Genomic DNA, 22,066 nt, shown 5'->3' on the forward strand with positions numbered 1-22,066 from the left:
CACGTTCATTAATAGTTTTGAAACTCCAATGGAAATCGTTCTTGCTTATCGATTATTTGACCCAGTTCCGTCTCTACAACCATCATATCCAGTAGTACCGGCACCAGGACCTCCATTAACACCAGCACCTGTCCCAGCTCCACTGCCTGCTGTTCCAGCACCCATTGCACCAGCACCACCTGTTCCAGTTGTACCAGTTCCAATACCAGTAGTGCCAGTGCCACTTTGACCATAATAGAGGTCATCATTACAATCTTGGTTACGGTTATTCATGATGTTACTACGGCCATTGTTATTGTCAAATCTTTCGTTTTGATTGAAACCATGTCCGTTATCGTTTCTTCGATCCAAAATTTTTACATCTCCATTATTTTTGGTATTAAAGTTATTATCGTTATCGTTACCCTGACATCCCGCAAGTCCGACAACTAATAAAGCTGCACCTAAAATAGATGTGACTGATTTCCTCATGTGTTAACCCCCTTTTTTATAGAAACGTTTAAAAAATAACGCCCCTATTTAGGATGGCTTAACACATGGATATCTACATCTGTTAGATAACGGAAATACTACGGTTTTTTTCGAATCCTAAGTTAGAACCCTACCGCCTTAGTATCAAAGATGGTCTTTAGATTTTTTATCAACTCTCCTTGATCTTCAGTTGATAAGAAATCAGTATAAATTTGTTCTTCCTTCCCATTGTTCATAATAAATAAAACAACCTCACTTACTTGAACAACTTCTTCTACTTCGCTAAATAGGATCGATTTTCTAGGTAAGAAAAATCCCCTGTATGTTGATAAGGAATTGTTTTTAAGGATCAGATAGTCTTTTTTATCTAATTTAAAATAGTATATTGCTCTTAGTATCGCAATTATAATTAAAGCGATTAAAATAATACTTATAATGGGATTGGTGAAATCTCCTGCATCAAACGCTATGTAGGAGTATATACTTATAAAGGTAATGATAAGTACATATACTATTGAATGTATCCCTTCTCTAATCCATTTCTTTTTTGTAACAAATTTATACCCCGTCATTCGCCACCTCCCCTTCACACTTTCAGAATGAGTTTTAATGTAATATTAACATAATATTCTAAATAATTCATCATTATGAAGAGAATAATTATTAAAAAAATTTTTAATACTTTTTAATAAAATAAAAAACGCTCCTGTGTATAACAGAAACGTAAAATGAATTTATTATTTTTTAAAATTCCACTTATGTTCCAATGTTTCCGAATAGCATCATACTAATTACGAAAATAAAGATGACTAATAAAACGAACATGCCAAGGGAAGAAATAGTTAATGCAATTGTTTTTAAACGTCCTTTTACACTAAATATTGCGGTAATGAATGATCCAAGTAACAGGAATAATAATAACAATAAGTCTAAGGATTCAGGTAAGGAATCCAATGCTTCAGGGATTATAAAAGTTAAAAATAGAAAAATAATCATCAACACCAATGAAATCAAGCCCAGGTATTTTTTCATCTCACCACTTCACTTTACTTTGTTTCAGTTATTATTTATCTTTGTGTTTTTCAAGCATTTCCTTTAAATAATCTTCGGATTTCCCTTTTGGAATGCTGAGACTCTCCCAATTGCTATCCTTTAATAGTTTACCTATATACACTATTTGTCCGACATGATAGGCGTAATGGGCCATTTGCCTTTCAATAGCATCTATAACCAAATGACTTTCTCCACGAATGTAAATCTTTTTTAATAAGTCTTGCTCCCCTAAATCGGTTAGTGTAGAAAATAGCACTTCCCAACCTTTTTCCCACACCTTAATTACATCTGATTTAGAGGGGAGATCATCAATAAATTCTTCATCTCGATTTCGATATTCTTTTTCCCCATCTGAAGTTAAAAAATCAGTCCATCTTGAAACCATGTTTCCGCTAACATGTTTTACGATGATCGCAACGCTATTGGATTCATCATTATAAGTCCAATGGATTTCCTCTTCATTTAACTGGAGTATGGTCTTATCCCCGAGGCTTTTTACACCTTTAAATCTTTCAATGACGATTCTCAAATATTCGTTTCCAATTTCCATAGTGAATCCCTCCAAGTAATAAATGCCTTTCACAGGAATTTCTCAAGAATTCGGAGCTGTCTTTATAATGGAAAAAATCGTCTTGAGTGTAGGAAATGTATTACCCTGTTTTCCTATTACCTCTATGCTTGTCATATTCTCCCCAAGCTAAAAAGCATAACCCAGCCAAAAATGTAAATGTGCTAATATTTATAATGGTTCCCGCAACCGGTACGCCACCGATGAATTCAACAATCCACTTATAGCCAATCAAAATGACTGAAATGGCGATTAAGGATATGCCGATGCTTCTTTTTAACATATAATTCACTCCCTAGAATAATCCTCACCTTTTTCTCAGAAACAGAACTAGTCATTTCACATAGGAGCATTCAAATACTATCCATATTTTAACATAAAAATCCATAAAATAACTACATTCAAATAATTCACGATACAAAAACCTGGATACCCATCTCACTTTTGAACATCGTTAAAATTCTCCATATAACATAAAGATAAACATGACGAAAAATGTGAACGAAGTCAGCCATTCTAGATAATAGCCTTTTTCACTTTTCCTCTCATACCATTCCTCAATTCCTCTAAAAAAATATAAACAAGTAGAGAATAGAAATGCTGGAAGTATAACGAGATGTGTATCCATAAAATAAAATGTACTGTAAACAAATAAAAACATAAGTATGATTTCTATGATAACAAAGAGTTTTTTTCTCCCTTCACTTAATAAACTCTTTCTAACTTCCTTAATTTTCAAAGTTCTTTTTAAAAACAATTCAGACACAATCAAATAAATTAAGAATATTAGAAATACCCCTACGATACGTGTAGTAATGGTCATTATGACCCACCTCCACCCAACAGGTTTCATATTAAATAATAGTTTAGTAGGTAACCTGGTTGGTTATTACATTAACTTCAACAAAAAAGACACTTTTCCTTCTTAAAGGTAAGTACCCAATTACAAAAATATACCATTTTCTTTTATACTGTTTTACGCCCTTCTTTTAGTCTTTTAAATGGAAGTTGTTTCATTCCTAGTCATGTAACTCCTAGACAACAATACTTTTCAGGAAAAATTACGGGAAAGTTATTAAATTCTTCAACCTAACTCAACTAAGTTATGGTAATATTAACCTTAAAAAATTGGAGGGATACACGTGGATTTTCTATCTGTACTACCTTTTTTGAGTGCTGCAATCATTCTTACCCTGATGCCAGGTCCAGATAATTTGTTTACGTTGGCGCAGAGTCTAGCAAAAGGAAAAAATGCAGGAGCAGCCTATTTATTATTCTTAGCCTATAAGTCTTTCAAAGAAAAAGATTCTGATTTCAACCTGAAAAATGAAGATAATTTAGACTATAAGTCTTTATACAAAAAAGGGGTGATTATGAACCTATTAAACCCTAAAGTGTCTTTGTTTTTCTTAGCCTTCTTCCCGCAGTTTATAAACTATGAAAATGGTCATGTTTCGATTCAAATGCTTGTCTATGGCATGCTCTTTCTAATCCAGACTTTAGTTATTTTCTCGTTAATCAGTATCTTTGCAGGGAAAGTAGGATCTTTCTTACGTAAAAACCCAACTATCTCTAAAAAGATTAATGTTATTCAAGGTTCATTGTTCACCTTAATCGGATTAAAAATTGTTTTTAGCGAGAAATAATCGTTACTAGCAGAAATGTGCATTAATCCTTCTTAGATTAATGCACCCATTTATATTCTTCGTTATTGAAACAATGTCTGTCTTAGCTTTTAAAGCTTATTACTGTTTAAATTCTTTAAATTCATCTATGTATAGAGCCACATAGCCACAATTGGGACACACTGAGGCTTTTGTTTTTGATGATACATTATTGAAAAGCCCCTTTCTTTTTTGACTAATTTTAATACCAGCCAAATCACCCTCAACAGTCACCTTACAATCCTCTATCATTTCAGTTTGGCATTGATTACATATTTTTTTCATGACTAAAAACCCCTATTTTTATTAAATTTTAAAATGCTATCCATTCATCTAAAGTCCCTTGATATTCCTCCTACAACTCTTTTAACATGTTTAAATTCCTAATAAATAGTTCACGCGCGTCAACATTTACGGTTGCCCAATCTTTATATTCATCAGGAATTGAAGCATCTTCTGTGCTCATATGTTGTTTTGATAAGATCGTCAATGCATTTATGTAGTTGATTAGCTTATCAATATCTTCTTTTGTTCCGACAGGGCCGTGACCTGGGATGGCTTTTTGAATTTTAAAGTTTTTTACTTCATCTAAAATATGTACCCATTGTGTTGGATTGGAATACGAGAAAAATGACGGATGCATGCCAACAAATAATAGGTCAGCCATAAAAATGATTTTATCTTCAGGTAGATAAAGAAAAGAATCACATGGAGAATGAGCACACCCAAGTGTCATGACTCTAGCAGTACGTTTTGTTCCGATAATGGTAAATTCATTGGTGAATGTGAATTGTGGTAAGACTAATTCTAGGTGAGGGAGTGAGATTTCTATCTCTTTTAGGAAGTTGATTTCATTCTTTTTCTGTATGTCATTGGAACCTTCATGTTGTTTAGTAAGTGATTCAATATACTTTTTCAGCCCATCAATATCAGCCTTCTGTTCAGCAATTCGCTCTGGATGGTTTTCTTTAATTTGTTGCAATGTTGTCTGACTAGATACGATATTACAATCTATAAATACTTGGTTCCCTCTAATATGGTCCCCATGAAAATGACTATTAATGACCCAAGACACAGGTTTATTCGTTATGGATTCAGCAATATTTCTTAGATCTTCAGCGGCTTGTTGTGTGTTAAACGTATCAAAGACAATTGTTTTGTCCCCCAAATCTATGAAACCAGCATTTCCAATCGCTCCACCACCATCTTTTGCGATTGCTACATAAATACCCTCACTGACTTTTTCAAGATTAAAATGCCTAGAAAAAAAGGTAGTCACCAAATGGTCCTCCCCATTTTTATAATCATGATTTCTTTTAAAAGGTTACTGTCCATAAATAAGAAATAGCAATAAGATTATTAGATTTTATTCTTTATGCACACTGCAGATTCCTGCTCCAGTAGGTTACTTATTTTAATCAATAAAAAAAGGCAACCACCTAGTTGCCTTTTTAAATGTTTATATTAATCTTTTTTAATAAATAACATCATGACGATAATGATTGTAAAAGCTATGAAAGCTAAGAATGGGATTGTGATGAATCCAAACCAATTAATATATTCAGTGGTACAAGGAACTCCATGTACACACGGTTTTATTTCAGCAAACCCTGGCACTTTTTGTTCAAGGTAGTGGAATAGCGAGATACACCAGCCGATGACGGACAACGGTAATACATATTTTTTCACTGAAAAATCACTTTGAAATGTGCCAATCCCAAGAATTAAAGCTAATGGGTACATTAAGATCCGTTGGTACCAACATAGCTCACAGGGGATGAAACCACGTATCTCACTAAAGTAAAGACTTCCAAGTGTTGCAACTACTGAAACAAGCCAAGCCATATATAGAAATAAAAGTTTATTAGAAGGAGCTTTCCCTTTTTCAACCATAGATTTATTTCCCCTCTAACTCTTTCTCGATGAGGCTTTCTATTTTTTCATAGTCAAATGGATCTTCTAACATTGTCCCATTTACCATAATGGAAGGTGTGAACTGCACCTTATATTCCTCAACTAACGCTGAATCCTTGTTTACCTCTTCTATCTCTGTTAATTGTTCTAACTCACTCTGAAATTTGTTTACATCCAAATTTGAAATCCCACCTGCTATTTCGTATACCTTGTCTGGTGTAAGCCACTCGGAATCGTGGTCTTGCGGTTGAGCGTTAAATAATCCCTTGTGAAACTCCCAATAAGCATTTGGATTTTGCTTAAATACTGTTTCAGCCGCTAAAGAACCTAGCTGTGATTCTTTTCCATGAAATAAAACATTTATATAAGAAAACTTTACTTTTCCTGTATCAACGTAATCCTGCTCTAATTTTGGAAAAATAGTCTCTCCCCATGCTTTACAAGATGGACATTTGAAATCTCCAAATTCAACGATTGTTACTGGAGCATCGCCGTTTCCTATCGTTGGTTGTCCTTCTATTGATGGTTGCTTTTCAAAAGTTTGATCTTCATTCTCATCTGATTTCATGTTACTTAAAACAACTAACAGAGATATTAAAGCAATCGTAACTAACGTAATGACGACAGCAAACTTTGCTGAAGAATTTTGAACTTTAGCCATATTTATACCTCTTCCATTCCTGTTAATTTATTGACCACTAAAGCATACTATTACTCTTTTATTCACGTAAACAACTCCTTCGTAGTGAAAACCTACAACCACCCTATAATAACATCAAACTGTGATATATTTGGGTTAAAAAAGGATTGTTCAAATAACTTTCAAATCTTACATAAATCCATTTTTAAATTGTTTGACACACATATTAGGTATTGCTAATATGATACCAACAGAACGTATTAGTTAATACTAATATGATTAGGGGGAAATCATTTGCTGCAAACAGATCTTGATACGAAAGTTAAATTCCTTAGAGGATTTGCTGATAAAACACGTATCCAAATTCTTGATAGTATAAAAGATCAAGAAAAAGCCGTCTCTCAAATCGTGGATGACCTTAAGGGGAATCAATCTAATATTTCACAGCATTTAGCCTGTTTAAAAGGCTGTGGACTCATCGTTGGGAGACAAGAAGGAAAATATGTTTATTACAGCTTACGAAATAAACAAGTACGTGATTTATTAATGATGTTTAATACAGTTTTTGAAGATGTTCAAAATGATGTAGCTTGTTGTGAACGTCACATAGATTAGGGAGTTGGATTCAATGGCTGATAAATGTTGTGGTTCAAATGAAAAAAACGCAGTTGCTGCTATGGAGAGCACGTCGTGTTGCAGTAGTCAGCAGCAAAAAAGTGAGATTTCTAAAAGTAAGGAAACTGACAGTTGTTGTAGTTCTTCAACTGCAGAAATAGAAAGTCACTCCCCTCCTAAAAATGCTTGTTGCAGTAGTGAACATTCGCTTGGTGATGCGGCTGTAAGCACTACTAGCACGTCTTGTTGCAGTAGTCATGCTGAGGTTAAACCTCAAGAAACACTTGCTGCTATTGGTGAAAAGGCTGAGTTTCGCATTCACGGAATGGATTGTCCTTCATGTGCCTTGACGATCGAAAGAGGATTAAGTGGTTTGCAGAATATCCAAGAGGTAAAAGTGAACTATAATACTGCTAAACTACAAATAATCGGTAAAAATAGTGCTTCCTTTGACCAGGTTGAAAATGAAGTACAAAAACTAGGGTATGGCATTGAACCATTACTCCAAAACAAGAATGTAAGAATCTTCAACGTTGAAGGAATGGATTGTGGAAGTTGTGCAAAAAGTATTGAAAACCACTTAAACACCATCCCTGCAGTAAAAGATGTAAGTGTGAATTTTTCAACTGGCAAAATGAAAATTGAACACGATAACAGTGTGGATGATATCATTTCTGAAGTTTCTAAAATAGGTTACAAAGCTTCTTTATTTACCAGGAAAAAGTCAAATGAATCACTTAAAGGTTTAAGTGGAAATGGTGGGATTATCTTCTCTGGAATATTGATTGCTCTGGGGTTTATTGGTTCCTTTACTGGTATTTCTACCCTATTAACTACACTCGTGTATGCAGTTGCAATGGTTATAAGTGGATATAAACCTGTAAAAAGTGCCTATTATTCAATAAAAAGTCGTTCATTAGATATGAATGTCCTCATGTCTGCTGCAGCCATTGGTGCTGCCTTGATTGGAGAATGGTTAGAGGGTGCAACCGTTGTATGGTTATTCGCACTTGGAACTACCCTTCAAAATATGTCAATTGAAAAAACCAGAAACTCCATTCGAAATTTAATGGATTTGGCTCCATCTGAAGCCTTTATAAAAGTAGGTTCAGAGTTAATGAAAAAACCAGTTGAAGAAATTTCGATCGGTGATATCTTAATCGTAAAACCTGGAGATAAAATTCCGCTAGATGGTAAAATCGTACTGGGTGAATCCAGTGTAAATCAAGCCCCGATAACTGGTGAATCCATTCCAGTTGATAAAGAAACCGGAGATACTGTTTATGCGGGAACAATAAATGAAAGTGGTTCACTCGAAATAAAAGTAACAAAGCTGGTAGAAGATACAACAATAGCTAAAATTATTCATTTAGTGGAAGAAGCACAAGAACAAAAAGCCCCAACACAAGCATTTGTTGATAGATTTGCGAGTATCTATACCCCGATTGTGTTTATTCTAGCATTAGTTGTCATGGTTCTTCCCCCTCTACTAGGTTTGGGAACCTGGGGTGAATGGTTTTACAAAGGACTTGAATTATTAGTTGTGGCTTGTCCTTGTGCTTTAGTGATCTCAACGCCTGTCGCAATCGTATCTGCAATCGGAAACGCAGCAAAAAATGGTGTATTAATCAAAGGTGGTACGTTCTTAGAAAAAGCTGGTGCTATTCGTGCCATTGCCTTTGATAAAACAGGTACATTAACAGAAGGTAAACCAAAGGTAACTGAAATAATTGCCCTAGGTACGGATGACGAAAAGCTATTGTCAATTGCTTTGACATTAGAAGAATACTCAACACATCCAATTGCTAAAAGCATTGTAGAATATGCCCAGGCTAATGGAATACAGCCCAAAAATGGTGAATTATTTAAGAACATTGTCGGTAAAGGAGTACAAGCAACTCTTGATGGAGAAATCTATTACGCTGGCAATCTAAAATTATTTGAAGAAAAGAACGTTACATTAGAGAATGTAACCGAAACTGTTCATCAACTTCAGAATCAAGGTAAAACGGTCGTAATGATCGGTACAGCGACTAAAATAATCGGTATTATTGCTGTTGCAGATACGATTCGACAGACCACTGTAGAAGCATTAAAAGGATTAAAACAGGTGGGTATAAACGAAGTTGTCATGTTAACGGGTGATAATGAAGGTACCGCTAAAATGATATCAAAGGAAGCGAATGTCAGCCGCTATTTTGCTGACCTTTTACCAGAAGACAAGGTCAATGCCATCAAACAAATACAAAGTGAAGGCAAAATGATAGCGATGGTTGGAGACGGAATAAATGATGCACCTGCTCTCGCCACTGCTGATCTAGGAATTGCTATGGGTGGTGCTGGAACTGACACAGCGATGGAAACTGCTGATATTGTTTTAATGGCAGACAACCTTGAAAAACTTCCACATACGGTAAAACTAAGTAGAAAAGCGTTGACGATCATTAAGCAAAACATTTGGTTCTCACTAATCGTCAAATTCGTGGCTCTAGCTCTTATCTTCCCTGGTTGGTTAACCCTTTGGTTAGCGGTATTAAGTGATACCGGAGCTGCAATCATTGTGATCTTAAATGCGTTACGACTTTTAAAAGTGAAGGAGTAATAGTTGAACTCCATTAGATAACGTGGAGAAAATTCAACATCACAGGTTAAAAGATATGCGGATTAGTAATATAAATTACAATGTAAATAAACCACAAAAAGCTTGAGGGAATTTTCCAAACCCCAAGCTTTTTCATTTAGGATTTCCAATGTATTTTCAGCACGTATACATTTATATAGTTTAGTAGTATAAAGTCATTCGAAAATTTTTTTAAAAAAGACAACATTTATAAAAACTATCCATTTGTGTATCATTTGTGGGTAAAAATGCGATAAAAACATTCGAAAAATAGAAATGCGTATGCTTTCATATAGTTTGGCAATCTAAAACCATTCGAAAGTTCCAAGAAAAGGAAGAAATACTTTTAAAAGAGACAACAAATTCAAAAACTTTCCATTTACGTATCATGTTTAAGTAAAAAAGCGATAAAAGCATACGTAAAAAAGAAATGCGTATGCTTTCATATAGTTAGGCATTATAAAACCATTCGAAAGTTCCAAATAAAGGAATATCCACTTTCAAAACAGCTAAAATTGTCCCCTTATTCGAACAAAGACAATAGTTAATGTCAAGTTTTCAATTAAGGGTAATACACAAAACCAACTCCCCTTAAGGCTTATAACTTGCCTTCCCCTATTCATTTTCATTATAATGGAAATATACAAAATATTAGTTCTATACTTCTACATGTTCGTTACATAATTTTACCCTCCTCTATGATCAGACTTCATTTGTTTGGATTAATCTATCTATCATAATTAGCTATACACCTTAATATAATAGTCCTGATGTTCTAGAAATCTAAAAGTCTATATTTCTATCAATTAAGCCCATTTTCTATTGTAACAATCTCATTAAAGTAATTAGTAACATCTTAGTTTCTTAAACTAGATGAAATAATAAATTTACTAATTTTTCATGAAGGAGAGATGTAAGGAATGGATACTAAAGGCAATGGTAACATCACAGGATGCCCGTTTCATGGGGCTACTACTAGTAACAAAACAAGTGGGACTACGAATCAAGATTGGTGGCCAAACGCGTTAAATTTGAATATTCTCCACCAACATGATACAAAATCGAATCCTATGGGAGAAGACTTTGATTACGCAGAGGAATTTAAAAAGTTGGATTATGATGCGCTTAAGCAAGATCTTCGTAATCTAATGACAGACAGTCAAGATTGGTGGCCTGCTGACTATGGACATTACGGTCCAATGTTTATTCGTATGTCTTGGCATGCTGCTGGTACATACCGTATTGGGGATGGCAGAGGTGGCGGTGGAACGGGTAACCAACGTTTTGCACCTTTAAACAGCTGGCCAGACAATGTTCTACTTGATCGAGCACGACGCCTTCTATGGCCAATTAAGCAAAAGTATGGGAATAAGATTTCTTGGGCAGACTTGCTTGTTTTAGCAGGTAATGTCGCTATTGAAGATATGGGTGGCCCTACAATTGGATTTGGTGCAGGACGCGCAGACATTTGGCAGCCTGAAGAAGAAGTCTATTGGGGAACTGAAACAGAATGGCTTGGTGAAAATCGTTATTCTGGCGAACGTGACCTTGAAAATCCGCTTGCTGCTGTTCAAATGGGACTTATTTATGTGAACCCAGAAGGTCCAAATGGGAAACCAGACCCGATTGCAAGTGCGAAAGACATACGTGAAACATTTGCTCGTATGGGAATGAACGATGAAGAAACAGTTGCACTTATAGCTGGTGGACATACATTTGGTAAAGCACACGGTGCAGGAGACCCTAGTAAAGTTGGTCCAGAGCCTGAGGCTGCTCCTATTGAAGCAATGGGCTTAGGTTGGCAAAGTTCTCATGGAAAAGGGTATGGCCGTGACACCATCGGTAGCGGAATTGAAGGTGCTTGGACTGCGAATCCGACACAGTGGGACAATGGATACTTTGATCTCTTGTTTGGATATGAATGGTGGCTAACAAAGAGTCCTGCCGGTGCATGGCAGTGGCTTGTTGTAGACCCTGCTGAGGAGCATCTTGCACCAGATGTAGAGGATCCATCCATTAAAGTTCCAACAATGATGACCACTGCAGATATGGCATTGCGTCATGACCCAGAATACGAAAAAATTTCTCGTCGTTTCCATCAGAATCCAGATGAGTTTGCAGATGCCTTTGCTCGTGCATGGTTCAAGCTACTCCACCGTGACATGGGTCCTAAAGCAAGATATCTTGGTCCAGAGGTTCCAGAAGAAGATTTCATCTGGCAAGATCCTGTACCAGCTGGAAACGCTGAATTAACAGATGCCGAAATCGCAGAGATTAAGGCAAAAATCCTAGATTCTGGACTAACAGTCAGTAAGCTTGTAACAACGGCTTGGGCTTCTGCAAGTACGTACCGTGGCTCCGATCATCGCGGTGGTGCAAATGGAGCGCGCATCCGCCTAGCACCACAGAAAGATTGGGAAGTAAACCAACCAGAACAACTAGCACAAGTGCTCCAGGTATTAGAAGGCATTCAAGAAGATTTAGATATCGATATCAGTCTAGCTGATTTGATTGTTCTTGGAGGAAGTGTTGCAATCGAAAAAGCTGCACGTGATGCAGGTTTTGATATAACGGTTCCATTTGCTCCTGGTCGAGGCGATGCAACACTAGAGGAAACAGATGTTGAAAGCTTTGACGTACTAGAGCCTGTCGCTGATGGCTTCCGTAACTATCAAAAGAACCAGTATAGTGTGAGCCCAGAAGAGCTTCTAATTGATAAGGCTCAACTTCTTGGACTTACTGCCCCAGAAATGACGGTTCTTATTGGTGGAATGCGTGTTCTAGGTACGAACTATGGTGGCACTCAGCACGGTGTATTCACCGAGCATGTTGGCCAACTTACAAATGATTTCTTTGTTAACTTGCTCGACATGGGAGTGGCGTGGAAGCCTGTAGAAGAAAACGTCTATGAAGGCCGTGATCGCAAAACAGGCGATGTTGTCCGTACAGCAACAAGAGTAGACCTTGTATTTGGTTCAAACTCTGTTTTACGTGCCATTGCTGAAGTTTACGCACAAGATGATAACAAAGAAAAGTTTGTAAAAGACTTTGTTGCCGCTTGGGTAAAGGTAATGAATGCAGATCGCTTTGACCTGAAATCAGCTGAAAACAAGAAAGCACAACTTACAAGCAACTAATTGTTGAATAAAGGCTGTTAACATAAAAAAATCCCTTCTGTGAAACCGCACAGAAGGGACTTTTTCTTTTGGGACAGTACTCCCCACTACATCATTTGCTGGACTTTTTTATGGTTTTTCTCTTTCTCGAGAATTTGCTTGATGAGTTGGTCGACTTCCTCAAGTTCAGCGCTTGGGTTTTTCCACCAGTTTCGGCTCCAAATGCGGTGGATGGTCCAACCTTTGTTTTCGAGGAATTTTTGACGGTACACATCTCTCTCCTTCGCGGATGGTGAGCTATGATACATCGCCCCATCACATTCAATTCCGAGAATATACCTCGACTCATATTCAGGATGCACCACGGCTAAGTCAATCCGATAATTGGACATGCCGACTTGCGTATCGACTTTATATCCCATTTCCGTTAATTGTTCATACACTTGTGTTTCAAATGGTGAATCAAAATGAAGAGCCTTTTCTTGACGTTGTGTGTTCATCTCTTCATTCAGCTCTGAAAGGACAGCTCCGATTCTCTCTTTCTGTAGATTCGAAACAGCCTGCGCGTACTCTAAATAACTTTTAAAATACTTCGGTCCGACATTCTTTGTTTTCGATACGTCCAGTTCATTTGGTTCAATACTTGATACGACATAGATTGCTTCTTTTGAACGAGTAACCGCTACATTCAGGCGGTTTTCTCCCCCCTGCTGTCCAAGCGGACCAAATCGATTATAGACTCTACCATTTTCAGCTTTCGCATATCCTACCGAAAAGATGATAATATCCCGCTCGTCACCCTGTACGTTTTCAATATTTTTCACAAAAATCTGCTCATCCAAATCCTTACCCATGACTTGATGATACAAGGTATTAAATTCTTCATCTTCCTCGGCTAGCATATCGATATAATCAAGAATTTTATCCTGTTGTTTCGCGTTAAAGGTAATGATGCCAATCGACCTCGTCGCATCCTTTTGAAGCAATTCTTTCAATAAAAGGACCACTTCTTTTGCTTCAACCTCATTACACTGATTAATCCACTTGCCATCGACTTTCCGCCATTGAATGGCCGCTGGATTCTTAAGATGTTCCACGTTTGGCGCTATTTGAATATTGCCATTGTAATAGGCATGGTTTGAAAAATTAATCAATTCCTCTGACTTTGAACGATAATGCCATTGCAGCATTTTACTCGGAAACACTCGTTTTGCTAAATTCAGAAGACTTTCTGAAACGACCATATCATCCTCATCAACATCATCTTCATCAATTTGGATACCACCCTTAAACAGATTACTTGGCGGTAATTGCTTTTCATCCCCGGCAATAATGACTTTCGACGCTCTGTAGACAGATGGAATCCCATTTTCAACCGTTAACTGTGAGGCTTCATCAAAAATAACCAAATCAAATAAATCCTTACCTAACGGAAAAATCGCCGACGCTGTCTCAGGTGAGACAAGCCATACGGGTAGCACATCTAATAAACCTTCTTGAGCATACTTTTTTACAAGCTTTCGAACTGGCCAGATTTGTCGCTTCTTCCCCGTTTGGTAAGTCATATCCTTTATCGCTTTAGAATGCTGTTCCTTCACTGAACCAAGGGCTTTAATTAAGCGATTTTGCAATACTTTAGCTGAAAGTTCTTTCTTTTCTTCTAAAAGATCCTTAAATCTTGTACGTAATCGATGAAACTCTTCCGTTCCAATTTTCGTAAGCACCGGATGCTTTCGTTCAATTTCATCGATCCAGTAAATATAGGCAGATTGCTTCGTATGTTCAACCCAATCTTTCGCTAGTTCACGATGAAGCTCGTCTTTACTTTTATCCTTTAACTCATCAATGAGTGATTTGACGAAAGGCATACTCTCATCATAGATTCGATCCATATTGCGAAGGTCATCAAAATCTTGAATGACATATTCCTGCTGTTTTTGAAATTCAGGTAACGGGATATCCCCTTTTGATATTTGTTCCTTATATTTCTGCAACTTTTCATCCTTAAAATAAGCTGATAATTGTTTCATTTCGTTAGCCATTTGAGTTGACACATTTGAAAGTTCATACAAGATTCGTAAGCTTTCCCTAAGCTTTGGCCACTCCGTCGATGATAAGCCTTTAAATTTGTCACCTTCGATTAATTCTTCAACGATCGTCTTTCCGGTAAAAGAAGTCCACCACCAAAGTCTCAATTTCTGAAGTGTTTTTTTCTCCTGAGGATTTAAGTCCTCATAAATTTTTTCGAGTTTTCCGCCGACCTCCCAGCTGTACTCCGGGGTAATCTCATCCTTTTCAAAATGCTCAAGGTAGGTAATGCTTATCTCAGCCTGCTCAGTGACCTTCCTAAGAATCTCAACAATCGTCAAACGGTCCTTAATCTCTAGCTTCGAAAAGGATTTACGATCTTTTAGTGGGTAGTTCTCCTGTCCAAATCGACTAAAATAATCCCCGTATGAAAAAATGGTTGTTAAGACCTCTTCTAAATTGTTCTTGTTTAAATCGTTTATCACAGCCGATAAGTTTAGAATGACTTCTTGTTGATTAACCGGTTTTCCAAGACCATACAGGTCATAGGCTCGATATCCATGGGGTTGTGCTTCATACAACCCTTTTGCAATTGCGTCCAGTTCTAGCTCACATTTTTCAACTTTCTGTGAAAGTTGTTCATATTCAACCTCTAATTCTTGTACAAATTCATCTTTCACTAACCGATTATGAAGTTTTCGGTAAAGACTGGTTCGATCCGTTTTTTCATCATGTAATAGACTTACACTCGCTGAAAGCCCTAAGCTGTCTAGTCTTTGATAAACCACATCTAATGCCGCACGTTTTTGACAGACTAATAATACCTTCTTTTTATCAGCAATCGCATTCGCGATCATGTTAACAATGACCTGTGATTTCCCAGTACCAGGTGGCCCATGAACGACCATGCCCTCGATCTCTTCAATCGAATTGATGATTTCTTCCTGGGAAGCATCGGTATCAAGGACAAAGAACTTTTCTTTTTCTTTTTTTGGAGCTGCTTCAAATGATGTTGGTTTGCCCTCTCCAAGATTATCGGTTGTAAAGGTAGAAGAAGATCCTTCCCCAACATTCATCAATTCTCCTGCTAAGCCAAAATCGGAAACGCCCTTTTCCATTTGTTGCAGAAAATCCTCATAGTCTTTTAAAATAGCTGAGTTTCCTTGAGGAAAATGACCGAGAATCGCATAATTGTCTAATTGAAACTCACCCTTTTTAAAGGTTGGGATGAGTTCAGACGTCAGATTTTGAAAAGATTCAAGTTCTTGAGCATTTGACCAGTTGATATTGATATTGTATTTTTTTAGCCACGTTAACCATCCTAAAAAATCCATTTGAGTAGATTGCTCAACTGCCTCATCATACATCTCATCAGGCACATAGAAATTGCTCATTTTTTGCATCGCTAAAAAGAGTGGACGATTTAGCATCGGGTCAGAATCTTCCATCGGGTGAAGAACCCACTTTGTTCCATGTTCTTTCACACGTTCTAACTTCACAGAATGGAGAAACAAAGGAGCCCTTATGTACGTTCCATCAAGCATCGCACCACTTATGAACGGATAACCAATATATAAATCGTATAAACCCGTTTCGTCCTCAATTGACTTCAAATTCCGATAAAGGGTTGTCAATCTCCCCGACAATAGCAGAGATTCTTCCTCATTTACATTCTGCTTCACTAATTCAACGTTACGATTATTTTTAATGAGCGAATCCAAGATATCTTGAGGATTTTTGTTAATTTTCCCTACTTCTCTCAAGTCAAAATTCCATTTGTTATATACCTTTAACATGCGAATGGACCGATTTCGTCGACTAATGTCATTCAACCGATCCTTCAAAACCGTTAATTTTTCCTTCAATTTAGATCACCTTATTTTTCAGTTCGTTCAAATACATAGTTTCATTATATACTTCTTTTTGCAACAATATTTCATCAAGATGGGAAATTGTGGTGTTTTGAAGAATTGGTATAAAAATAGCCCAGGGCATATGCTCTGAGCATTTTTCATTTATTTTAGTTAAAGAACCTACTCCATTCAATCTTCGGACGACGTACCTTCTCCACCAAATACTGTAGTCCATATAATAAATAAGCTTTGTAGTGTATATATAGAAAGAACTGAAAATAGGTTAATCGATGTAATCGCATGATTTTCATTTTTTTAAGAAGAGGCATGAAAAGATACGCAAAGAGTCCATGAGCCATCGCATTAAGTAACACATATTTTTTAAAGTTTCCAAACGATAATGAAAGGAGCCAAATCGACATAGGGATGTAAGGCCCAAGGTCAAAAGGTAGTTCATCCCTTACAAAGGATTTTGGCTTATCATAAAATATCCAAAACTTTCGCCTGTGTCCGATAATATGATTTATGATTTCAAAAATAAAGATAATAAAACTTGCCAAAGAATATCGTTTGATGGGATGCTTCCCTACAAATAGTAAAGATACCCATGAAATGATGATCATCGCTAGATTAAATACAACGTGTCGCCTTGATGCCATAAGTGAATTTCACCTCGACCTGAATTATTTATACTATCTTAAAATGTCCAGATTTGAAAATAAAATCCACTTAATTTTAGACATCACCTCATTACAGTACTACTTTCATTTGTCCCTTTTTATATCCTTAAAATAGCGATGACAATGTGCGACAAAGGCCTCGGATATTTTTGTAGGGTATAAATAACGATGTTTTAATAATCCGATTGTACGTTGAAACTTCTTATTTCGAATTTTTAAGTGCTTTATTTTATCATCATATATATTGACAGATGTTTCGGGTGTAAACGCAGCTCCACGTCCATTTTTTACGAGCTGCAAAATCGTTGTGGCTTCTTCTACTTCTACTTGATAAATAGGAGAAAATCCTACTGATTGACAAAATTGGTCGGTAAATTGACGGAAACTATACTGATTGGTTAAGCCGATAAATCGGAGGTTCTCAATTTCAAGTAAATCAATCGTCCCTGTTTTTTCCTCTTTGTAGGATCTTGGCACAGTCAAATAGATTTCTTCTTCCCATAGTGGCACCCATTCAACATTCGGATGATCAATTTTTTCTGTGGTAATACATACATCATACTTGCCATTTTCAACAAACTGTTGCAGGTTCTCTTTTGATAAAGGAACTTGTTGACATCTCACCTGTGGATATTGATCTAAAAATAAATCAACGATACTTGTGAAGGTATATGGAAGTGTCGTTACAACCGATAATTGCCCGCTTCCCTCCCCTCGTCTTTCCTCTAATCCACGTTCTAGATGCTCTACTTCTGAAAAAATTCGCTCTGCACGTTTAAATAAAAAACGACCGTTTTCATTCAATGAAATCCGCTTTCCATTTCGAAAAAACAAATCCATATCGAGTTCCGCTTCAAGGTTCGTAATCGCCTTACTTAACGCAGGTTGTGAAATCGATAGCTCTTTAGCAGCGAGGGACATATTTTCCAATTTTGCGGTGATATAAAAGTATCGCAATTTAATTAAGTCCAAGATCTCCTTACCCCTTTATAACCTATGGTTATAACCAAATAGTTTTTTTGTATTTTTCATTATATCAAAAGAGGTTTAAAATTAAAAATGTGAATAAATTGTGACCAATATATAGGGGGTTATCTTACATGAGATTAAAAGACAAAGTAGCAATTATTACAGGAGCCGCTTCAGGTATGGGGCAAGGCGAAGCAATCCGATTTGCAAAAGAAGGTGCAAAAGTAGTCGTGGCTGACTTAAACTTGGAAGGTGCTCAAGCTGTTGTGGAAGAAATCAATAATTTGGGCGGAAAGGCTATTGCAGTAGAAGTAAATGTGATGAAAACGGAGGATATCCTAAACTGCGTAAAAGTAACAGAAGAAGCATTCGGTCCAGTTGATGTGCTCGTAAACAACGCTGGTGTATTCGATAAATACGCTAAGTCATTAGAAACGACATTAGATCAATGGAGCTTCTACTTAAATATTAACTTAACAAGTGTATTCGAATTTTCAAACGCTGTTTTACCAGGCATGATTGAACGTGGAACTGGTTCAATCGTTAATATTGCATCCGTTGCAGGACTTGTTGCAGGTAAAGGCGGAGCTGCTTATACCGCTACAAAACATGGCGTAATTGGATATACAAAGCACTTATCTTCTGAATATGCACGCTATGGTATTAAAATTAACGCGATTTGCCCAGGAACAATTGAAACACCTTTGGTTAAAGATGTTTTAGCAGGTATTCCCAAGGATTTAGTCCCTACTCGTACTTTCGGACAAGTGGAACAAGTAGCTGATTTAGCAGTCTTTTTAGCATCAGATGAAGCAAAATTCATGAGTGGTGCAGCTGTACCAATTGATGGCGGATTCACGATTCAATAACATCCAACTATTTGAAAATGGCATAATCGAGGAGCAATCATGCTTGCTTCTCGATTTTTATGAGGTGAACGTATGAAAAAGCAAGGTAAAATCCACTACGCATGGTGGATCCTGGTGGCGAGTGCTGCGATATATGCAGCAGCTGTAGGGATTATCGTGAGCTGTGCTCCTATCCTTTATCGTGCAGTAGCTGAGGATTTTAATGTAGGTGTATCAGAAATTAGTTTATATACTTCCTTAATGTATTTAACGATCACAATCTTACTTCCTTTTGCAGGCAAAGTTCTTAAGAAATACGATATACGCTATATTTTAACAATTGCAGGTATTATTAACGCGCTTGCATTTGGTCTCATGGGGACTTATCATTCTGTTTTCCCATTTTATGTTTCAGGAATTGCATTAGGGATTGGAAGTACATTCTTAATTTACGGTTCGATCCCCTTAATCATTAACAACTGGTTTAAAGCAAAAGTTGGTACTTCTCTAGGTATCGCCATGGCATTTATGGGAATTGGTGGTGCGATTTTCGCACAAATTACAGGTGTTTTAATCGAAGCATTCGATTGGCGATTGACCTATATTATTTTAGCAATTATCGTCGCAATTTTAATTCTACCATTCACGATTTTTGTCATCCGTTCTACACCAGAGCAACTGAATTTGACTGCTTATGGTGCGGATGAAGTGGAAGGTAAAAATGCTAACGCGCAAAAAACACCAGAAACGGGTGTCCTAAAAAGTATCGCGATTAAATCACCCGCCTTTTATTTGGTAATGCTATTCACTGGACTTTTCGGCCTGGCTTCAACAGTAAGTTTCCATGTACCAAATTTCGTACAATCTGTAGGTTTCACAGCTACTATGGCAGCTACAGGTGTTACTTGTGTAACGATTGGTCAAACAGGTGGCAAATTCATGCTAGGTGCGATTAATGATAAGTTTGGTATTAAACCAGCACTATTTGTCGGTATCGGCGGTGGTATGCTAGGTATAGTCGCATTGCTCATTTCAGATTCATTTGGAATTGGGATGCTTTACGCTGGTGCCTTATTATTTGGTATCGGTTTTTCTGGATCTACCCTACTTCCTCCAGTCGTAATTCGCGAGGTGTTTGGTGGACGTGATTACGCATCGATTTATACAACGATTATGTCAGCATCGACTTTAGGTGTAGCATTTGGGACAACACTATTTAGTTACATTTACGATTCAACAGGTTCATACTATGCCGTATTTATCATTGTCATTGTCCTCTTTATTATTACGATTTCTTCTAGTCTTTTCTCCCTAACCTGGAAGAAAAAATTTAATTATTTGAATCTCGACACTAACAAAATAGCATAAATTTATAGAGAACACACAATGCTTGAGGTATTTCTGACCTCAAGCATTTTTAAATTGACTTATTTGTATTTACTGCCATATTTTTCAACATTTGCAAAGATTGTACAAGTCTTTTCAATTAAACTCTTTTCCTACAATTTTGCTATTCATTTCACAATTTTTCATTTATGATAACTATAACATCATATTAAAATGGAGAATCAAACATGAATCAACTTACTAGAAGAACAGGTTTTGTACTTGTAACGACGGGAGCCACATTTTGGGGTGTTGGTGGAACCGTAGCTCAGAAGCTCTTTCAAGACTACGCAATCGATGTAAATTGGCTCGTCACAACACGATTACTTATCGCTGGTTTCTTACTATTAGCGGTTCATTTCTTTAAAAACGACCGTTCTCAAATACTAGGTGTCTGGAAGAATAAAAAGGTAGCGATTCAACTTATTATCTTTGGGTTACTCGGTATGCTTGCGGTTCAATATACATATATGGCTTCCATTAAACATGGGAATGCTGCCGTCGCAACACTATTACAATATTTAGCGCCAGTCATGATTATCGGTTATGTCATTTTGCGTAAACAGGCTGTACTGAAACGAAATGATTTGATCACAGTAGCACTTGCTTTAGTTGGTTGCTTTTTCTTATTAACAAATGGCTCCATTTCTGGGCTTTCTGTACCAACACTTGCGATTGTTTGGGGTGTTTTATCTGGAGTTGCTTTAGCCTTTTATACCCTATATGCAGTTCCCCTTCTTGCACAATACGGTTCCCTCGTTATTGTTGGATGGGCAATGATTATCGGGGGGTTTGGGCTAAGTTTTATCCATCCACCTTGGGATATTAGCTTAACAAGCTTAACGATAGAAGCTTACCTTTACTTACTCTTCGTTATCATATTCGGAACCATGATTGCTTTTTGGTTTTATATTGAAAGTTTACAAAGTCTTTCCCCAAAGGAAACCAGTCTGTTAGGCACTCTTGAGCCTCTCGCAGCCGTATTCACAACGGTGATCTGGTTAAAAGAACCTTTTGGTATGTTTCAATGGGCAGGTACAGCATGCATTATTGGGATGATATTATTACTGGCACTTAATAAGAAGGCCCCTGAGAAGAAACCCTTAAAAAATGAAAAGCCCTATCGAGCGAGCTAATTACGGCCTATTCGATAAGGGCTTTTTTTAGGACAAGGGACCTCTGTCCTCGCCTATACACATTCGTCCGTTTTTGCATAGGCTAGTAATGTAAGGTTAAGGAGGTTGATACTGTTGCCTAAGTATAGAAAAAAGCCGATTATTGTTGAAGCTGTGAAGCTTACACGATCGATTACAATTGAGACATCTAATGGTTCAATGAAGGGGCTTCCTGGGGATTATCTGATCACAGATAAAGACGGAGAACAATACCCTTGTGATAGAGATCAATTTGAAGCAGAATATGAGCCCGTAAAAGGCAAGATGGATATAATGGGAATTGTTCGAAAATCCTTCAGGTTACTAAAAACAAAAATGTATAAAACATGACCCCAATATAATAGGGATTATTAAGCATTATGGTCTTTTTCCATATTGCTTATTTTTTGAGATAAAAGAAGTTTAGCGGCACCCTCTGGCAAAAAAAGACACACCTTTTTATAGGTGTGCCTTCAATTCGGTAAGG

The 22,066-nt window shown here is 36.9% G+C and carries 21 protein-coding genes; 8 read left to right on the forward strand and 13 right to left on the reverse strand.

What is annotated here, in order from left to right; all coding sequences use genetic code 11:
* Positions 1–45: 45 nt before the first annotated feature.
* The 6 genes from CKK03_RS15630 to CKK03_RS15655 all read right to left on the reverse strand — a co-directional run bounded on the left by CKK03_RS15630 (position 46) and on the right by CKK03_RS15655 (position 2,915).
* Positions 46–471: a hypothetical protein gene (locus CKK03_RS15630; RefSeq protein ID WP_099363471.1), complete on the reverse strand. Its 426-nt coding sequence runs from the start codon at positions 469–471 to the stop codon at positions 46–48.
* Positions 472–593: 122 nt separating this feature from the next.
* Complete coding sequence (locus CKK03_RS15635) at positions 594–1,043, reverse strand: hypothetical protein (RefSeq protein WP_099363472.1); 450 nt, start codon at positions 1,041–1,043, stop codon at positions 594–596.
* Between the two features lie 184 nt (positions 1,044–1,227).
* Positions 1,228–1,503: a histidine kinase gene (locus CKK03_RS15640; protein WP_099363473.1), complete on the reverse strand. Its 276-nt coding sequence runs from the start codon at positions 1,501–1,503 to the stop codon at positions 1,228–1,230.
* Positions 1,504–1,534: 31 nt separating this feature from the next.
* The gene (locus CKK03_RS15645; protein ID WP_099363474.1) at positions 1,535–2,074 is read right to left on the reverse strand and encodes a DUF1572 domain-containing protein; all 540 of its coding nucleotides are present in this window, start codon (positions 2,072–2,074) and stop codon (positions 1,535–1,537) included.
* Positions 2,075–2,174: 100 nt separating this feature from the next.
* Positions 2,175–2,375, reverse strand: coding sequence for a hypothetical protein (locus tag CKK03_RS15650; RefSeq protein ID WP_099363475.1), 201 nt, complete (start codon positions 2,373–2,375; stop codon positions 2,175–2,177).
* Between the two features lie 171 nt (positions 2,376–2,546).
* Positions 2,547–2,915 (reverse strand): DUF4181 domain-containing protein, encoded by a 369-nt coding sequence (locus tag CKK03_RS15655; protein ID WP_180271272.1) that lies wholly within the window; start codon positions 2,913–2,915, stop codon positions 2,547–2,549.
* A gap of 319 nt (positions 2,916–3,234) precedes the next feature.
* Between CKK03_RS15655 and CKK03_RS15660 the strand changes: the two genes are divergently transcribed.
* Positions 3,235–3,738, forward strand: a complete 504-nt coding sequence (locus CKK03_RS15660; RefSeq protein WP_099363477.1) for a LysE family translocator — start codon at positions 3,235–3,237, stop codon at positions 3,736–3,738.
* Positions 3,739–3,837: 99 nt separating this feature from the next.
* Here CKK03_RS15660 and CKK03_RS15665 read toward each other — a convergent pair whose 3' ends face one another.
* The 4 genes from CKK03_RS15665 to CKK03_RS15680 form a co-directional block, all read right to left on the reverse strand.
* On the reverse strand, positions 3,838–4,041 hold the full coding sequence (locus tag CKK03_RS15665; RefSeq protein WP_099363478.1) for a nucleic acid-binding protein: 204 nt from the start codon (positions 4,039–4,041) through the stop codon (positions 3,838–3,840).
* Positions 4,042–4,111: 70 nt separating this feature from the next.
* Positions 4,112–5,035: an MBL fold metallo-hydrolase gene (locus CKK03_RS15670; protein WP_245864148.1), complete on the reverse strand. Its 924-nt coding sequence runs from the start codon at positions 5,033–5,035 to the stop codon at positions 4,112–4,114.
* Between the two features lie 185 nt (positions 5,036–5,220).
* The gene (locus CKK03_RS15675) at positions 5,221–5,649 is read right to left on the reverse strand and encodes a disulfide oxidoreductase (RefSeq protein WP_099363480.1); all 429 of its coding nucleotides are present in this window, start codon (positions 5,647–5,649) and stop codon (positions 5,221–5,223) included.
* Between the two features lie 4 nt (positions 5,650–5,653).
* Positions 5,654–6,331 carry a DsbA family protein gene (locus CKK03_RS15680; RefSeq protein WP_099363481.1) on the reverse strand — a complete coding sequence of 226 codons (678 nt, stop codon included), beginning with the start codon at positions 6,329–6,331 and terminating at the stop codon, positions 5,654–5,656.
* 273 nt (positions 6,332–6,604) lie between these two features.
* On the opposite strand from CKK03_RS15680, the gene CKK03_RS15685 reads away from it, so the two are divergent.
* From CKK03_RS15685 to katG, 3 genes are all read left to right on the forward strand, one after another.
* The gene (locus CKK03_RS15685; RefSeq protein WP_099363482.1) at positions 6,605–6,925 is read left to right on the forward strand and encodes an ArsR/SmtB family transcription factor; all 321 of its coding nucleotides are present in this window, start codon (positions 6,605–6,607) and stop codon (positions 6,923–6,925) included.
* Between the two features lie 13 nt (positions 6,926–6,938).
* A complete protein-coding gene (locus CKK03_RS15690) occupies positions 6,939–9,527 on the forward strand; it encodes a heavy metal translocating P-type ATPase (protein ID WP_099363483.1) in 2,589 nt (862 codons plus the stop codon).
* 938 nt (positions 9,528–10,465) lie between these two features.
* Positions 10,466–12,682 (forward strand): catalase/peroxidase HPI, encoded by a 2,217-nt coding sequence (gene katG, locus CKK03_RS15695; protein WP_099363484.1) that lies wholly within the window; start codon positions 10,466–10,468, stop codon positions 12,680–12,682.
* A gap of 86 nt (positions 12,683–12,768) precedes the next feature.
* Here katG and CKK03_RS15700 read toward each other — a convergent pair whose 3' ends face one another.
* The 3 genes from CKK03_RS15700 to CKK03_RS15710 all read right to left on the reverse strand — a co-directional run bounded on the left by CKK03_RS15700 (position 12,769) and on the right by CKK03_RS15710 (position 18,194).
* Positions 12,769–16,554: a PDDEXK-like endonuclease domain-containing protein gene (locus CKK03_RS15700; protein WP_099363485.1), complete on the reverse strand. Its 3,786-nt coding sequence runs from the start codon at positions 16,552–16,554 to the stop codon at positions 12,769–12,771.
* Positions 16,555–16,709: 155 nt separating this feature from the next.
* Entirely contained in the window at positions 16,710–17,201 is a 492-nt protein-coding gene (locus CKK03_RS15705) for a hypothetical protein (protein WP_099363486.1), read from the reverse strand.
* A gap of 105 nt (positions 17,202–17,306) precedes the next feature.
* Positions 17,307–18,194, reverse strand: a complete 888-nt coding sequence (locus CKK03_RS15710; protein ID WP_099363487.1) for a LysR family transcriptional regulator — start codon at positions 18,192–18,194, stop codon at positions 17,307–17,309.
* A gap of 128 nt (positions 18,195–18,322) precedes the next feature.
* On the opposite strand from CKK03_RS15710, the gene CKK03_RS15715 reads away from it, so the two are divergent.
* The 4 genes from CKK03_RS15715 to CKK03_RS15730 all read left to right on the forward strand — a co-directional run bounded on the left by CKK03_RS15715 (position 18,323) and on the right by CKK03_RS15730 (position 21,930).
* Positions 18,323–19,060, forward strand: a complete 738-nt coding sequence (locus tag CKK03_RS15715; RefSeq protein ID WP_099363488.1) for an SDR family NAD(P)-dependent oxidoreductase — start codon at positions 18,323–18,325, stop codon at positions 19,058–19,060.
* A gap of 72 nt (positions 19,061–19,132) precedes the next feature.
* The gene (locus CKK03_RS15720; RefSeq protein WP_099363489.1) at positions 19,133–20,407 is read left to right on the forward strand and encodes an MFS transporter; all 1,275 of its coding nucleotides are present in this window, start codon (positions 19,133–19,135) and stop codon (positions 20,405–20,407) included.
* Between the two features lie 206 nt (positions 20,408–20,613).
* Positions 20,614–21,561: a DMT family transporter gene (locus CKK03_RS15725; protein WP_099363490.1), complete on the forward strand. Its 948-nt coding sequence runs from the start codon at positions 20,614–20,616 to the stop codon at positions 21,559–21,561.
* A 114-nt stretch (positions 21,562–21,675) separates the two neighbouring features.
* On the forward strand, positions 21,676–21,930 hold the full coding sequence (locus CKK03_RS15730; protein ID WP_180271273.1) for a hypothetical protein: 255 nt from the start codon (positions 21,676–21,678) through the stop codon (positions 21,928–21,930).
* Positions 21,931–22,066: the final 136 nt, after the last annotated feature.

The organism is Fredinandcohnia onubensis (assembly GCF_002734215.1).
Classification (GTDB): Bacteria; Bacillota; Bacilli; order Bacillales; family Bacillaceae_L; genus Ferdinandcohnia; species Ferdinandcohnia onubensis.

Excerpts from the sequence above, each read along its gene's own strand:
- CKK03_RS15630 (WP_099363471.1), bottom strand. The coding sequence starts at position 471 with ATGAGGAAATCAGTCACATCTATTTTAGGTGCAGCTTTATTAGTTGTC.
- CKK03_RS15635 (WP_099363472.1), bottom strand. The coding sequence starts at position 1,043 with ATGACGGGGTATAAATTTGTTACAAAAAAGAAATGGATTAGAGAAGGG.
- CKK03_RS15640 (WP_099363473.1), bottom strand. The coding sequence starts at position 1,503 with ATGAAAAAATACCTGGGCTTGATTTCATTGGTGTTGATGATTATTTTT.
- CKK03_RS15645 (WP_099363474.1), bottom strand. The coding sequence starts at position 2,074 with ATGGAAATTGGAAACGAATATTTGAGAATCGTCATTGAAAGATTTAAA.
- CKK03_RS15650 (WP_099363475.1), bottom strand. The coding sequence starts at position 2,375 with ATGTTAAAAAGAAGCATCGGCATATCCTTAATCGCCATTTCAGTCATT.
- CKK03_RS15655 (WP_180271272.1), bottom strand. The coding sequence starts at position 2,915 with ATGACCATTACTACACGTATCGTAGGGGTATTTCTAATATTCTTAATT.
- CKK03_RS15665 (WP_099363478.1), bottom strand. The coding sequence starts at position 4,041 with ATGAAAAAAATATGTAATCAATGCCAAACTGAAATGATAGAGGATTGT.
- CKK03_RS15675 (WP_099363480.1), bottom strand. The coding sequence starts at position 5,649 with ATGGTTGAAAAAGGGAAAGCTCCTTCTAATAAACTTTTATTTCTATAT.
- CKK03_RS15680 (WP_099363481.1), bottom strand. The coding sequence starts at position 6,331 with ATGGCTAAAGTTCAAAATTCTTCAGCAAAGTTTGCTGTCGTCATTACG.
- CKK03_RS15690 (WP_099363483.1), top strand. The coding sequence starts at position 6,939 with ATGGCTGATAAATGTTGTGGTTCAAATGAAAAAAACGCAGTTGCTGCT.
- katG (WP_099363484.1), top strand. The coding sequence starts at position 10,466 with ATGGATACTAAAGGCAATGGTAACATCACAGGATGCCCGTTTCATGGG.
- CKK03_RS15705 (WP_099363486.1), bottom strand. The coding sequence starts at position 17,201 with ATGGCATCAAGGCGACACGTTGTATTTAATCTAGCGATGATCATCATT.
- CKK03_RS15715 (WP_099363488.1), top strand. The coding sequence starts at position 18,323 with ATGAGATTAAAAGACAAAGTAGCAATTATTACAGGAGCCGCTTCAGGT.
- CKK03_RS15720 (WP_099363489.1), top strand. The coding sequence starts at position 19,133 with ATGAAAAAGCAAGGTAAAATCCACTACGCATGGTGGATCCTGGTGGCG.
- CKK03_RS15725 (WP_099363490.1), top strand. The coding sequence starts at position 20,614 with ATGAATCAACTTACTAGAAGAACAGGTTTTGTACTTGTAACGACGGGA.